This window comes from Neobacillus sp. plas4, from assembly GCF_057221695.1.
Window position 1 is genome coordinate 5,656,939 of the sequence record NZ_CM170152.1, and the last position, 14,346, is coordinate 5,671,284.

Annotated in this window: 13 protein-coding genes; all 13 read right to left on the reverse strand. The window is 35.8% G+C overall.

Annotated elements, in window-relative coordinates:
- Positions 1 to 11: 11 nt before the first annotated feature.
- The 13 genes from AC2TFD_RS28200 to AC2TFD_RS28260 all read right to left on the reverse strand — a co-directional run bounded on the left by AC2TFD_RS28200 (position 12) and on the right by AC2TFD_RS28260 (position 14,284).
- Positions 12 to 893, reverse strand: coding sequence for a carbohydrate ABC transporter permease (locus tag AC2TFD_RS28200; protein ID WP_484674459.1), 882 nt, complete (start codon positions 891 to 893; stop codon positions 12 to 14).
- Positions 894 to 915: 22 nt separating this feature from the next.
- Positions 916 to 1,881, reverse strand: coding sequence for an ABC transporter permease (locus tag AC2TFD_RS28205; RefSeq protein ID WP_484674460.1), 966 nt, complete (start codon positions 1,879 to 1,881; stop codon positions 916 to 918).
- A 34-nt stretch (positions 1,882 to 1,915) separates the two neighbouring features.
- Positions 1,916 to 3,025 (reverse strand): response regulator, encoded by a 1,110-nt coding sequence (locus AC2TFD_RS28210; RefSeq protein ID WP_484674461.1) that lies wholly within the window; start codon positions 3,023 to 3,025, stop codon positions 1,916 to 1,918.
- A 9-nt stretch (positions 3,026 to 3,034) separates the two neighbouring features.
- Positions 3,035 to 4,723, reverse strand: coding sequence for a sensor histidine kinase (locus tag AC2TFD_RS28215; RefSeq protein ID WP_484674462.1), 1,689 nt, complete (start codon positions 4,721 to 4,723; stop codon positions 3,035 to 3,037).
- 101 nt (positions 4,724 to 4,824) lie between these two features.
- The gene (locus tag AC2TFD_RS28220) at positions 4,825 to 6,501 is read right to left on the reverse strand and encodes an extracellular solute-binding protein (RefSeq protein ID WP_484674463.1); all 1,677 of its coding nucleotides are present in this window, start codon (positions 6,499 to 6,501) and stop codon (positions 4,825 to 4,827) included.
- 526 nt (positions 6,502 to 7,027) lie between these two features.
- Positions 7,028 to 8,212 carry a MalY/PatB family protein gene (locus tag AC2TFD_RS28225; RefSeq protein WP_484674464.1) on the reverse strand — a complete coding sequence of 395 codons (1,185 nt, stop codon included), beginning with the start codon at positions 8,210 to 8,212 and terminating at the stop codon, positions 7,028 to 7,030.
- Positions 8,213 to 8,314: 102 nt separating this feature from the next.
- The gene (locus AC2TFD_RS28230) at positions 8,315 to 8,509 is read right to left on the reverse strand and encodes a hypothetical protein (RefSeq protein WP_484674465.1); all 195 of its coding nucleotides are present in this window, start codon (positions 8,507 to 8,509) and stop codon (positions 8,315 to 8,317) included.
- Between the two features lie 501 nt (positions 8,510 to 9,010).
- Positions 9,011 to 9,574 (reverse strand): NADPH-dependent FMN reductase, encoded by a 564-nt coding sequence (locus tag AC2TFD_RS28235; protein ID WP_484674466.1) that lies wholly within the window; start codon positions 9,572 to 9,574, stop codon positions 9,011 to 9,013.
- A 292-nt stretch (positions 9,575 to 9,866) separates the two neighbouring features.
- Positions 9,867 to 10,217, reverse strand: coding sequence for a DUF3267 domain-containing protein (locus AC2TFD_RS28240; protein WP_484676378.1), 351 nt, complete (start codon positions 10,215 to 10,217; stop codon positions 9,867 to 9,869).
- Between the two features lie 6 nt (positions 10,218 to 10,223).
- Positions 10,224 to 10,481, reverse strand: coding sequence for a hypothetical protein (locus AC2TFD_RS28245; RefSeq protein ID WP_484674467.1), 258 nt, complete (start codon positions 10,479 to 10,481; stop codon positions 10,224 to 10,226).
- A gap of 405 nt (positions 10,482 to 10,886) precedes the next feature.
- Complete coding sequence (locus tag AC2TFD_RS28250) at positions 10,887 to 11,621, reverse strand: GntR family transcriptional regulator (RefSeq protein WP_484674468.1); 735 nt, start codon at positions 11,619 to 11,621, stop codon at positions 10,887 to 10,889.
- A 78-nt stretch (positions 11,622 to 11,699) separates the two neighbouring features.
- The gene (gene deoB, locus AC2TFD_RS28255; protein ID WP_484674469.1) at positions 11,700 to 12,878 is read right to left on the reverse strand and encodes a phosphopentomutase; all 1,179 of its coding nucleotides are present in this window, start codon (positions 12,876 to 12,878) and stop codon (positions 11,700 to 11,702) included.
- Positions 12,875 to 14,284, reverse strand: coding sequence for an MFS transporter (locus tag AC2TFD_RS28260; protein ID WP_484674470.1), 1,410 nt, complete (start codon positions 14,282 to 14,284; stop codon positions 12,875 to 12,877). The genes deoB and AC2TFD_RS28260 overlap by 4 nt, the downstream gene beginning before the upstream one ends.
- Positions 14,285 to 14,346 lie beyond the last annotated feature (62 nt).

Here is a 14,346-nt window from a genome sequence, read left to right on the forward strand (position 1 = left end):
CCTTGTTTAACCTATTCTTTAACCGATCCCAATACAATCCCTTTTACAAAGTATTTTTGTAAGAATGGATATACCAGTAGAATTGGTAAAGCACCAATGAAGATTTGTGCAGATTTAGACGTTCTTTCTGATAAATTTTTTAATTCCTCTGGATCTACATTCATTTGTGATAAATCTTGTTGTACGATAACTGTTTGTAAAAAGGTAGATAAAGGAAATTTCATCGCATCTGTCATGTAGATTAATCCATCAAACCATGAATTCCATTGACTCACCATTGTGAATAATCCTACAGTCGCAATCGCAGGCATGGAAATTGGAAGATAGATCTGAAAGAGAATTTTAAAATGACTGGCACCATCAATGATCGCAGCTTCTTCTAATGTTTTCGGTACCCCTGTGCGAAAGAAGTTCATTAACAAAATCATATTAAACACATTAATCGCGGTTGGTAATACCAATGCCCAGATCGTATTAATTAATCCTAGCTTTTGGATCAAAATATAGGATGGTATTAGACCTCCATGAAAGAGCATAATAAAGATAAAAAAATAGACATATAACTTTCTACCCTTGAATTCATGGTCTTCTTTCGATAGTGCATAAGCAGCGAGTGTTATACAAAATAAACTGATTGCTGTTCCCAGCACCGTCCGAAAAATACCGTTCCATAATGAACGAAGAAACCGCTCATTACCTAAGGTTTTTTCCCATGCATCCAAAGTAAATTCAATCGGAAAAAATGTGACTAAATTCGCATTGGCGGGTGCCGATCCACTAAATGATACAGCCAATATATGAATAAGGGGTAGCACACATATAATTCCTAATAAAGCTAGAAAGGTATAATTAAAAATGGTAAAAATCGTATAGGGTACGCTTTTGTAATTCATGGGTCACACTCCTTTTGCTCCTTTAGAAAATTCGATATCCAGCATACTTATGGGCAAGTTTATAACCTGTGATAATTAAAATCATTCCAATCACCGATTTAAATAATCCAACTGCCGTGGCAAAACTGAATTGCCCCCCTAGTAGGCCTTCGCGATAAACAAAAGTATCAATAATATCGCCTTTATCATAGACCAGTGGATTATATAAGTTGAAGATTTGGTCAAAGCCTGCGTTCAATGCACTACCTAATGCAAGAGTCGCCACTACCACGGTAATAGGAATCAAAGAAGGTAATGTAATGTGTAGTACTTGTTGAAAGCGGTTCGCCCCATCAATGGTTGCAGCTTCATATAAATCTGGATTTATTCCAGCTAGCGCAGCCAAGAATACAATGGCGCCAAATCCGAATTCTTTCCAAACATCCGTCACAACAGCAGTGAATCTAAACCAATCACCATCACCAAGGAAAAAGATAGGGTCAATTCCAAACAATGCAACAAGGAACTTATTTACAATCCCACCGTCTACAGACAGCATATCTAGTAAAATTCCACCAAGAATAACCCATGATAAAAAGTTAGGCAAATAAACGAGGGTTTGAATGGTCCTCTTAAATAATGATCGACGTGCTTCATTTAGTAAAACGGCAAATATAATGGGAATAACCAGATTAAATAGTATTTTTAAAAAGGAAATAATCAACGTATTCCAAATCACTTGTCTTACATCATCAAATTGTATCATTCTTCTGAAGTGCTCCAACCCAACCCATGACGATTCAGAAAAACCTAGATATGGTTTAAAATCCATAAAAGCCATTACCACCCCGGGTAGAGGAGCATAATTAAAGACAAGCGCCAATAATACTGCAGGTAGCATAAACATATGTAAAGGCCAATTTCGTTTTAGGTTCCATTTTTGTTTTTTGACTGAAACTTTCTTCACATGAATAGAAGTCGTTTCATTTTTATTAATCTGTACATTCACATCTCTTCACCCGCCCTAGATAAAATTTGTTCTATCAGCCTAACGTATGTTGCGGTTGCGAATGGAAGCGATACTCTTGTGGTGTAACCCCATGATAGTCTTTGAATTTTCTTATAAAATAAGAAGAGTCTTTGTAGCCAACCCCTTCGGCTATCTTATATATTTTTTCATTAGACTCCTTAAGGTTCGCTGCCGCTTTTTCCATTTTTCGCGAATAAACACAATCACTAAATGTTTTCCCGGTTTTTTCCCTATATAGTTTTGATAGATAGGTAGGATGTAAATAAACATGATTGGCCACTTCCTGCAAGAAAATATCTTTATGTAGATGACTGTCAATATAATGATTGACTTGTTCAATTACTGTAAAGTGGTTGGTATCTTTCTCTTTGTTAATGTTTGTTTTTATTTTTAGAAAAGTGGCTAAAGTTATTTCTTGTAATTCCTGTATTGAATGTTTGGAACCCCTTTGATACATTGAATGAAATTCTCTTCTGATAATGTCTGTTAGTAAATATCCATGTTTATGAGTAAAGTACGTAAATGTATTACAAATCATAAAATATACTTGAAGGGTGAATTCATGAGAATAATGTACCTTCTCTTCCAGTTGTTTAAAAATATCTCTTATCTTTTTTTCAGCAACACCCCAATTTCCGTACTCCATTAACTCAATCAACTGAGGTTTTTCATATAAAAAGTCTAAAGGCGATAAGAATGGACCATCTTCGATAAGCGACATGCTTTTCATCAATTCCTCAAAGTAACGCTGATCGTTTTGAATTGACTGGATAGCTTTAGATACCGATTCCATAATTTCTTCATCAGGAACAGGCTTAAGCAGGTAATCACAGACAGAAAGCTGTATAGCCTGCTTGGCATATTCAAATTCAGCATAACCAGAAAGAATAATATATTTCCTCACTCTTCCTTTGCTTGCAGACGCAATCAACTCAATACCTGTCATATCAGGCATTCGAATATCCGTGATAACAATATCAATCTGATTCTCCTTCATCACTTGTAGCGCCTTTTGACCGGAAGTTTCCTTATATACGTTTTGTATATTTAATTTTCCCCAGTCCAGACTTGCCAACCCTTCTACAATCCATGGTTCATCGTCCACAATTAACAAATTAAACATAGAATTACCTCACCTCCAACGCATTTCTACTTTTAGTCCACCCAAAGAAGATGTGCTGAAATTAAGTCTTGCCCCTTCTCCGAAGTGAAATGCCAAACGCTGTTGGACATTCCAAACACCATGTCCATCCTCACTACTCACCGGTAATTGTATTTGTTGTTCTAACTCTATCATTTCTTTTTCCGTTAATCCCTTGCCATTGTCTTCAATGGTCAGAATGTTTTGTCTATTAATCTTGCTTCCAGAAATTTGAATGATTCCCTCGTTGCCTGTTCTCACACCATGCTCTAACGCATTTTCTACTATAGGCTGTATAAGAAGCCTAGGAATCAAAAGATTAAGAATCTCATCGGAAACATTCATTTCATAAGTAAATCTTTGTGATCTAATTTTGTGTATATCTAAATAATTTCGAATAAACTCTAGTTCTTCGCCAATCGTTACTTCCTTATGATCTATATTTGTCATATACCTATAGTAGTTTCCTAGATGCAAAGACATCGCTTCTATTGCTTCAGTTTGTTCCAACTTTGCCATATTCTTAATAATAAACAGACAGTTATGCAAAAAGTGAGGGTTAATTTGAAATTGTAGTTGCTTTAAATGAATTTCTTGATATCGTATTTTTTCTTGGTAGACTTCCTCGATTAACGTTTTTAATTGATGAGTCATTTCATTAAAACTAGAAATCACAAACTGAAATTCCTGTATTTTATTCGGTTGAATTTTAACCGAGTAGTTTCCACTCTTAATATATTGAATCCCTTTGATTAAATTTTTAATTGGAAATTGAATATTCCGATATAATAAATAGGCGGTTAGCAAGCATAATAGCAGCATAATCGCAACAAACGTATAAAACATATTTCTTGTATTGGTCAAAGAAGCAAAAACATCTTGAACGAGCATGTAATCTACAATCATCCAGTCTAGATTTTCTAATTTCATATAACTTACTAAATATTGCTTATCGTTATAATCAATGATCACATTCCCCTTATTTAAATGGTTACTACTAGGAATCCTCTTAATCATTTCTGTCATTTTGTCTTTGTTTTTAGAAGAAGACAAAATGGATTGACTCTCAATTTTGTACATAAATGGATCATTATATTGATTTAGTTTTAATTGCGCTAAATAGTCCTCTATATTTTTTATGGGAGTTTTTACTTCAATAATAATATCTGGCGTTTTGTGGTTAATGATGCTATTAAGTGGCTGTACAATATGTTTGATATAATAAGATGAGCCAGTTGTAGGATCTGTTCTTACCTCCCATTCACTTGCAATCATTACATCTACTTTGTCATCTCCATATGTTTTTAACGTAATCCCCTTGTTAGGAACATACACCGCAAAATCTGCCTTCCAAGAACTGATTCCCTTAAGCAAGGATAACTGATCATTTAATTCGGATTTCACCCTAAATTGCTGATAATTATTGTAAAACTCTATATTTCTGAGTTCTTGAACACTTGAATGCCCACTCAAAGATAATAAAAGGATTGACAAATTATCAAAGTTCCTGTCAATTTGATTTCTGACAAGAGAAAGGCGATTTAAATTTCGCTCTTTCAGCTCGTTCTTCATAATATGTAAACCTTTATAATACGAGTATGTGTAAAAAGTTGTAATTGGAATTGCAAACAATAACAGAATCATAACCACTTTGAAAAAGAGAGTTTTACGCCATTTCATAGTTGAGCCCTTTCATATCATCATTCTTTTATCGAAATGAATTGTTATGTATGAGTGAAAAACCGGGTCATATGGAACAGTGACCCGGATTATTCATTCATTTATTTGACGGATTCATACCACTTATTCACTTCTTCTGTAACTGCATCCCCGCCGGATTTTTTCCACTTTTCTACTATTTTATCAAACTCATCTACTGAAAGTTCCCCATATACAATTTTATTGAAGCCTTCATCAAGAATTTTATCGAGCGCTTGCCCTCGTGATTTCATTGTCTCAGTTGGTGCCCCTGTGAACATACTTGGCATCGTGATGTCTTTTTGCTCCACAACAATTTTTGCAGCCTCATATACTTCTGGATTAACATCAGCATTGTGTTTTGCCTTCTTTTCAAATGGTGTTTTTGGTTCAGCCCCATTTGCAAGGTCATATAGGGTATTCATCTGTATTGACGGAATTCTTGCCACATCAAAAGTCAAAGAATATTTACCTACTGGGTGAGCTCCACCTGGTACATCCTTTGTAGGTACTCCTTCTTTTAAGACGTAATCATAGCCTTCTGCAAACCCATATTCAAATTCACTACTTTCTTCAGGGTTTGCATAGTGATCAAATAGATAATTTTGATAAAGGAAAAAAGCCTTAATGCTTTCAGGGTCAGCCTCTTTATTAATGAGAACCGCTCCATTATAGTTAAATGTACCATGCCTTCCTGCTTTTCCATCAGGTCCTGAAGGAATCGGATATGCTTTATATTGTGAGCCATCTATATTCTTTTTGATGTCGCTTAACGGCCAATTTGCCATCCAGTGAGGACCGGCGATGATTCCAGCACGACCTGAAACAAATAATTCTTGCGCCTTCGTTTCATCCCATAGGCCGGATTCCTTATGGATATATCCTTTTTCCATCCATTTATTCATTGTGGCAAGTCCGTCTTTCACGGCAGGATTGATAGATCCATATTCAAGCTTTCCATCACTTGTTTCGTTCCACTGGTTTGGCAGTGTTCCGTAAGCACCAAATACCCAACCTGAATCACTCATCCATGTATTAAAATTGTTTTTAAATCCAGTAGCTAATCCAAAGGTGTCATTTACTCCATTACCATCTGGGTCTTGATTCACAAATGCATCCATGATTTTTTCAAGATCCTTTATTGTTTTTGGAGCTTCTAGGTTTAATTTTTGCATCCAATCTTCACGGATAAATAAGACAGGATCTCCATTCATAGAATAGTCTAGAATTGGAATCGCATATTTTTCACCATCACGCATGAATGCGTTCCAAACCGATGGATCTTCTCCCATCGCGTTTTTCCACGTTTCCGATGCGTAACTTTCAAACAACTCTCCTACCGGCATAAATCTTTTTGAGTCAATAAGATCTTGTGTGACATCATCTCGCAACGCAATAATGTCTGGCATTTCCTCATTTGCTGATAATGCAAGTCTTATTTTGGTAGTAAATGCATCTGGAGGACCGCTTGTTGTCCAATTATATTTAATATTAATATTGAATTTCTCTTTAGCCCATCGCGTCATTACATTATCTTCAATACTTTCACCAGACTTAAAGGTTACATCTCCTGCTACATGTCTTACCGTTGTCAAGGTAACTTCTTGATCGAATTTCTCTGGCAGCTCATTACTATCAGAAGTGAGCAACTCTTTTTCCGTGCCCGATACTTTTTTGCTTTCATTACTACAAGCTAATAAAGAAAAACTTAACAATAAAATTAGACTTAATACTCCCATTTGCTTAACATGTTTTAGCATTTCTTATCCCCCTTTTTGTATATAGTAAGCGATTACACTCTCTATTTTAAGGGAGGCTAGTTCAAATTGGCATAGTAACATTTTAATATTCGTGGTATTATTATAACTATTTTGAATATACAGATAGAATTCAACATTATATGAAAAATTTGCCGAAAGGTGTAATAATTAAATGATAGTAAAAGAGTTCAGTCCCTCTGCAAAGCAGCGGGACTGAACCTTTTCACAACATGCTGTACATCCAAAATAGGGAGCCTTCATCTTAAATCTTATAAAATTTTTGGCACTGGAATTTCCAGAATTCTATCCGATACTAGCGATTATTCAATTTCAATTAGTACATCTTTTGGAAGAGGAACGCTAAAAGTATAGGATGTTTTTGCTTTATATTCATCCCCATTTTTTTAACAAAACTCATCATTTTGTTAATGATTTATTCAAGGGATTCGGTAACAGTATAAGTCCCAGCAAATGAAATTGCAGCGAAACAGATTAATAGTGTTCCCATCATCAAGTTCACCCTAAATTATATTTTTATAGTTTTTGTACTTCTATAAACTTGTGTAATACGTCTTAATCCTTCATGTAAGAGGGCTCGTGGTGTTCCAAGATTCAGGCGGATAAAGCCTTCGTATTTCTTGCCAAACGAAGAGCCAAAGCTTACATTTACCTTCGCTTCCTCTAAAACCCATCGCTTTAAATCAGCTTCATTCATACTCCAGTCTCTACAGTCCATCCATATTAAATAAGTGCCTTCAGGGTCGATTAATTTGATCTTCGGTAAATGTTCTCGGCAAAATTCCTTTGTAAAAGATACATTGTCACTAATATAGTCCTTTACACCTATGAGCCAGTCATCACAGGATGTATAAGCGGTCTCTAAAGCAGGTACAGCAAAAAAGGTTGGATTATGAATACCTGCTTGAATCATAGATTCTTTAAATTTGGAACGATATTTTTCATTAGGAATAATGATATTCGCAATTTCTAAGCTTGCTAGATTAAAGGTTTTCCCCGGAGAAGTACAAATGATTGATTGCTGTGCTAGCTGTTCTGAGAGACTCCCTACAAAAGTATGGCGATGCTTGCCATGGATAAAATCTGCATGGATATCATCGGAAATCAAAAGAACATTATATTTTAAACATAATTCTCCTATGCGCCATAGTTCTTCCTTTGTCCAAACCCTGCCGGTTGGATTGTGTGGTGAGCACAATAAGAGGATTTTCACCCCCGCTCTCATCTTCGCTTCTGTATCCTCGAAATCGATTTCATATCGGCCATTTTTTAATAAAAGCGGGCTTTCAACCAATGTCCGTCTATTCACCTTTATCGCATTTGTAATCGGCATATAGGACGGGGTATGGACGAGAACCTTGTCTCCTTCGTCGATAAAATGCTGTATGATAAGGGATACCGCTTGTACAATCCTCGGACAAAAGACAATCCATTCTCGATCAATTTTCCAGTCATACATCCTCTGAAACCAACTTTGAACTGCTGCATAATATGGTGGAAAAAGTTCCGTATAGCCATAAATCCCATGCTGAGCAACTTCGGTCATTTTATCAACGAGGACCTGCGGTGCGCGTAAATCCATATCCGCAACAGATAAAGCAATTACATTTTTACCATATTCGTTCGGTATCCCGTCCCATTTAGCAGAATTCGTATGCAGACGGTCAACAACCTCATCAAAGTTAGTGTTCATAAACAGCTGCTCCTAACGTAATAAGCTATCTTCAACCAAATAAATATCTTCAAATACACCTCTTAAAGAAGAATATATTTTTTGAAAAACAGGGAACATCTTCTAGTAAATGATGGCATGTTGTTCAATTGGCATATATATATGATTTGAAATGTCCAACTGCTCACATGCTATCTGTAAAGATGGGTAAGCTTCATCGCTGGGAGCAGCCGTTAAAATGGCTGCTCCCAGCGATGGCCCACCCGTATTGGATTGAGTGATAATTCTTACCTGAAACACATCGGCCAGTATTCGCATCCAGAGCCTACTTTTAGTGCCACCGCTAATTACCATTGCTTGTTCAAATAGTATAAAGAAGCTAGATAAGGCACAAATACATGATTATATAAATAAGACTAAAATGGAATAAAAAAGTTCAAGGAAATCTTCTCATGGTTGGATAAACACGCGTGGGGAACTTCAGCGAAGAAAAAGGAAAAACATTTGTATCAACACTATCATACACTATTTTACAAATTACTTCATTTACATTTATTATTTCTAAAAATACCAGCCACAGCCAGGGGTACGGTTCCCCTGGCCTCCCCTGACTGCGCCATAGCTACTAAACCTTTTCGGCTAACTTCTAAGAGGTGTAGTAAAATCGAGCACTAATATTGAATTAACCTGTCTGATTCGAGTTTCATTTATACACTTTTAGGATTCTAACCATAACTCAAAATAACCTCAATTAAAAACCATGAGAACCGTCCCTATGGCCCACTCTTTCCTTTTTGTTATTTTAATAAATTCTGCCTTTTAACCTCTAACTGTTTTCAGGGCCTTAGACCAAGCAACCACTTCATCCAACATTGTGTTTAAAGCTCCTTCATGGTGAGGTGCTGGATTGAACTTCGTCATATCTTGGAAATCTGTAAAAAGACTCATATTTACGCTTGGCCCTACTACTGCCACTTTTGGAACGCTTAAAATTAAACGCAACTCATTTGTTACGGTAACACCAAGGGTAGAACCATAACTTACAATCCCAGCAGCTTTATGGTTCCATTCAACATATAGATAATCAATGGCATCTTTTAAACCAGATGTAACCGATTTGTTATATTCTGGTGAAACAAATACAAAGCCATCAAATTCGTTAATTTTTTCTGACCAAGGCTTTGCTTCGGGTGTTTGATAATTGCCGCCTGACATAATCGGCGGAATAGACTCATTGAATCTTGGAAGATTGTAATCTTTAATATCTACCAACTCATATTCTGCATCAGTGCGTTGATCAGCAATGGATTTTACCCATTCTGCTACATTTAAATTTACTCGGGAATCGCGAGTGCTTCCTGTAATAATACCGATTTTAACCATTTGTATTCCTCCCTAAAAATCCAATTTGTATACCTTACATAACTCCTTACAAATAAATAGTAGAACATACTGAAATTTAAAAATACCAATAATTATACTGTTATGTTGTATACCCAACACTTCCAGGAATTTGTTGGAAAATTAAGAAATAAAAAAACCTAATTCTTCGAGTATTTATCGAAAAATTAGGCTTTTAATCTTTAGCAGCAATTGCTCCATTGAGGGGAAAGACTCTATAAAGGTATGTAGAAAAACTCACTAAAAATTAGGAAACTATCAATCTATAGTTTTCTTACATTGATCTGTGTTTCCAATAAGTATTTGTTCCATTATTTTTTAGAATTGCATGTTTCGGTACCTGTTTAATGATAAGAAGGAGGTTAAGGATATCAACGGATGATGCCATTGAGTTTAGAATGATCAAAAATTTTAATGTCGGTGTTAACAGTCCTAATCCCCCTAATAGGAATGGCATTATAATTGAAAGAATCATGAAAGGAGCAATGGTGATGAAGAGATATCTAGATTTTGAAATCTCCTCCTCTGTTAGGACAAAACCCCCGAAAAAAGTAAGACCTGTATAGGTTTTTTCTGATTGAATAAAATTAGGAATGAAAATCAAATGGAGTAATTCGTGAAGGATTAATAGTTAGAACAGCCAAAAAATAATGCCAAAGTTAATGTTTATTGATATCGAATCTGAAGTCAATCCAAACTCGCCAAAAGAAAACGAGGAAAAGATATTTATTATCCCAATTGAGATAATTGCTGCAACAATCATTAAAGGAATCGATAACAAAATTGCACTTATTAAATTCTTGGGCTCTTTCAGTGGAACCCATCCACTTTTAATTAGGTCCGAATGTAAACCAGGGTTGCCTTTTGGAAATTTGGTTACTATTTTCATTAAACTCCCTCCGCTCATGAGCCAAGTTAGGCAGCCAAAGGTAGGCAGCCAAAGGGACGGTTCTCATGGCCCAATTTTATGGTTAGAAATAACCCAAATATCTCCGTCCACATTTTAAATTGGCTGCTTCTAGGTTAATTATCTTATCTTTCGCAAACCCGAAGAGGTATAAGTACTACTCACTATTATGAAACCATACTTCCTATATTCTAGTTTCATTCACACACATTAATGACACTTACTAGGCATGTTTACCTCAATTATTCTAGTATCACCAACAAAAAAGCCACCAGAACCGTCCCCATGGTCCTCCCATGGTCCTCCCATGGTCCTCTGATGGCGTTTTTCTGCTCAATTGTTGAGTTAAAAAAGCCGGGAGAACCGTCCCCCTGGTTCCCCTGGCCCCTATTTGTATATATTTAATTTTATATTCGAGAACTGTTGGGGGATATAAAATTTATTATGCATGATAGGAGAATCCTGATGATCATAAAGGCTTTCTAATAGTAAAAAGCACTCATTTTGGCCGATTAATTTTTCATTCTTATCGGCTAAATTAACGGTATGAGTATATTTTATTTCCATTTCACCATGGTTAGCATTCGCATACACTTGATTCTCTAGAAAATTCAGCAGCTCCTCCTCATTATTTAAGTCCAAGGATAAACTTTCTACTGTTTCTATTGACATAAACGTAAACGCATATGCTAACACCTCATTGTCTTTTCGATATAATCGTTCAAACGCAGCCACTTTAGACGAATCTCTCTTTAAAATTTGTTTCGTATATTCCGTATCCTCATCGATTCGATAATGTGTATCGATTCGATCAAAGGTGCTAACATGACACTTATGCATAGGATTACTTAATTTTTCTAAATGAACATCCTCATGTTTAACGAATGAACTGACCACAAAATTTCCTTTTCCTCGTATATTTCTTACGATTCCATCATCCTGCAACAGTGCCAGCGCTTGTCGCAGTGTTGCCCGGCTAATCCCTAGTCTGCCAGCTAAGTCTGGTTCTGATGGAAGCTGGCTGTCGACAGGGAATACTCCTTTTTTAATTTGAAGAAGGAGCTCGTCATATACATTTATATAGAGTGGTCTTTTCAATTGAGCATGTTTAGTTGTATTCATTCATTTCGTTTCCTTTTCTGAAAAATTTAACAAAGAACCCCAAAAAACATATTTTGGGGTTCTTTTTATCGTAACATATTATTTTAGGAATGGTAAGAATGAATCACCATATTCCGGCATATTCACATCGAAATTATCGGCGATTGTTGCCCCAATATCAGCAAATGTATCATTTTCAGGTAATTTGCCAGAGTCCTTTAATTGTTTCGAATAGGCCAAGACAGGAATAAATTCACGCGTATGGTCTGTACCAGCAAACGTTGGATCATTGCCATGGTCAGCCGTTATGATTAATAAATCATCCTCTTGGAGTGAATCCAATACTTCATCTAAACGTTGGTCAAATTCTTCTAATGCTTTTCCATAGCCCTCTGGATCACGGCGATGGCCATATAGCGCATCAAAATCGACTAAATTCAAGAAACTCATCCCTGTAAAATCTTTCTTGATGACGTCGAGCAATTTGTCCATCCCATCCATATTGTCTTTCGTCCGAATGGATTCTGTCACCCCTTCGCCATCAAAAATATCATTAATTTTTCCAATGGCAATCACGTCTAAGCCGCCATCTTTCAGGCTATTCATAACGGTTTTTCCAAATGGTTTTAATGCATAGTCATGACGATTAGAGGTTCTAGTAAAGTTCCCAGGTTCGCCCACATAGGGTCTTGCGATAATGCGGCCAATTAAATAAGCAGGGTCTTTTGTGATTTCTCGAACCTTTTCACAAATATCATATAATTCTTCTAATGGTATAATCTCTTCATGAGCTGCAATTTGAAGAACTGGGTCAGCTGATGTGTAGACGATTAAATCGCCCGTTTTCATTTGATGCTCCCCATATTCATCAATAATCTCTGTCCCGCTTGCAGGTTTATTTGCTACTACTTTACGGCCTGTTATTTCTTCAATCTGTTTAATTAATTCATCTGGGAATCCATTTGGGTACACATTAAATGGCTTATCAATATTTAAACCCATGAGTTCCCAATGGCCTGTCATCGTATCTTTTCCTACTGATTTTTCTTGTAATTTTGTATAATAAGCAAGCGGTTTATCCGCTTTTGGCACACCCAAGATTTCTTCAATATTCGAGAGTCCTAATTTTGCTAGGTTGGGTACATTCAACCCATTCATATGCTCTGCAATGTGGAGGAGCGTATGTGAACCGACATCATTAAATTGAGCCGCATCTTTTCCTTCGCCAATACCTACTGAATCCATGACAATCAAGTGTATTCGTTTAAATTTCTTCACGCTGCTCGCTTCCCTTGATCTAGAATTTTATTGTCTGATTTACGACCAACTAAAGTCCAAAATAAGATGATAGATGCTAGAGCAATTGCTCCAATAATGAGGATAATCGAACTATAATTCAATGCTGTTGCATTATCTGTCGTAAAACTTAAAAAGCTAAATTGTAAGTCTTTCTTATCAATTAAAAAGGCTGAATAGGTGAAACCAGCTGACATCGCGATATTGATACATAAATTATAGAATCCTAATGCTGTACCTGATTTTTCGACTGGAACTTTTTTAATACTTGTATCGATTAATGGCGCGTATAACAAGGCAAAGCTACATGAAAATAAAATAAGAGATATAACAAAAACGGTAATAGATGAATCTACAAAGATGGCACCCATTAAGATACTAATCGTGATTAAACTCATGGCTAAATAAATACATTGCTTACTGCTTAAATATTTCCCTATTTTCCCTGAAAATGCCCCCACTGTTGCGGCTAACAAACATGCAGGGATGAACATCAACGAAACAGAATCCAATTTGATATCATATACAGTCGTTAACAAGAATGAGAGTGTATTTAGTGCATATGCAGCATAAGTAGAATAAATGATGAATGCCACCAATAATACAGATAAAAATTGTTTGTTTTTAAAGAATTCAATGGTGATAAAAGCATTTTTCTTTTTACTAATATAGAATAAGAACACACAAACAGATGCAACAAAGAGAATAAAAAGTCCCCAATTGAAATAGGACATATACAACATGATAGAAGTAGACACTGCAGCGATTAAAATAAGTCCGATAAAGTCTACATGATTTTTCTTTGTTTCTTCTTTTGGTAATAATTTCAGAATGAATGGCAATAATAGTAAGCTTAATAACGGAATTAAAAACAAGTTTTGCCATTGCAGATAAGTAGTAACAAATCCGCCTGTTAATATACCAATAACGGTAGCAAGTTGGTAACTACTTGTACTGAAGCCTAAATATTTTTTTTGGTCTGCCGCACTTGCGTATTTAGCGACAAAAATTAAGTAAAGTGTTTCCGTTGCCCCTAAACCAGCAGATTGGATGATTCTAGAAAAAACGAGTAACCAGTAATTTTCGGATACAATATAACCAAGTAAAGAACCCGCACAAATTAATATAATACCGACTACTAGTAAATTCCGCACACTAATCGAATCAGATAAAGAAGAATAAACAACGGCACCGATCCCAATGACCAATCCTGCAAGCGTAACTTGCCAGCTGACAGTACTTGCTGAAACGCCAAAATATTTTACTAAATCTGGAGAAATAATTTTAAAAGAGTTATCGATAACGAGTGAAAAAATCATTAAAAGTAATACGACCGGAACGGTTTTGCTTAAGTTTACCACCGGTTTATTTTCAATTGAACTGTTCATGATGTACCTCCAGTAATAACTATTGTTCTTTTGAACAATGTTGAATAACAGCGTTTTCAATA

Bases quoted from the DNA above. Each gene is read 5' to 3' on its own strand.
- AC2TFD_RS28200 (WP_484674459.1), bottom strand. From the start codon at position 893: ATGAATTACAAAAGCGTACCCTATACGATTTTTACCATTTTTAATTAT.
- AC2TFD_RS28210 (WP_484674461.1), bottom strand. From the start codon at position 3,025: ATGTTTAATTTGTTAATTGTGGACGATGAACCATGGATTGTAGAAGGG.
- AC2TFD_RS28215 (WP_484674462.1), bottom strand. From the start codon at position 4,723: ATGAAATGGCGTAAAACTCTCTTTTTCAAAGTGGTTATGATTCTGTTA.
- AC2TFD_RS28220 (WP_484674463.1), bottom strand. From the start codon at position 6,501: ATGCTAAAACATGTTAAGCAAATGGGAGTATTAAGTCTAATTTTATTG.
- AC2TFD_RS28225 (WP_484674464.1), bottom strand. From the start codon at position 8,212: ATGAACACTAACTTTGATGAGGTTGTTGACCGTCTGCATACGAATTCT.
- AC2TFD_RS28230 (WP_484674465.1), bottom strand. From the start codon at position 8,509: ATGCGAATACTGGCCGATGTGTTTCAGGTAAGAATTATCACTCAATCC.
- AC2TFD_RS28235 (WP_484674466.1), bottom strand. From the start codon at position 9,574: ATGGTTAAAATCGGTATTATTACAGGAAGCACTCGCGATTCCCGAGTA.
- AC2TFD_RS28245 (WP_484674467.1), bottom strand. From the start codon at position 10,481: ATGAAAATAGTAACCAAATTTCCAAAAGGCAACCCTGGTTTACATTCG.
- AC2TFD_RS28250 (WP_484674468.1), bottom strand. From the start codon at position 11,621: ATGAATACAACTAAACATGCTCAATTGAAAAGACCACTCTATATAAAT.
- AC2TFD_RS28260 (WP_484674470.1), bottom strand. From the start codon at position 14,284: ATGAACAGTTCAATTGAAAATAAACCGGTGGTAAACTTAAGCAAAACC.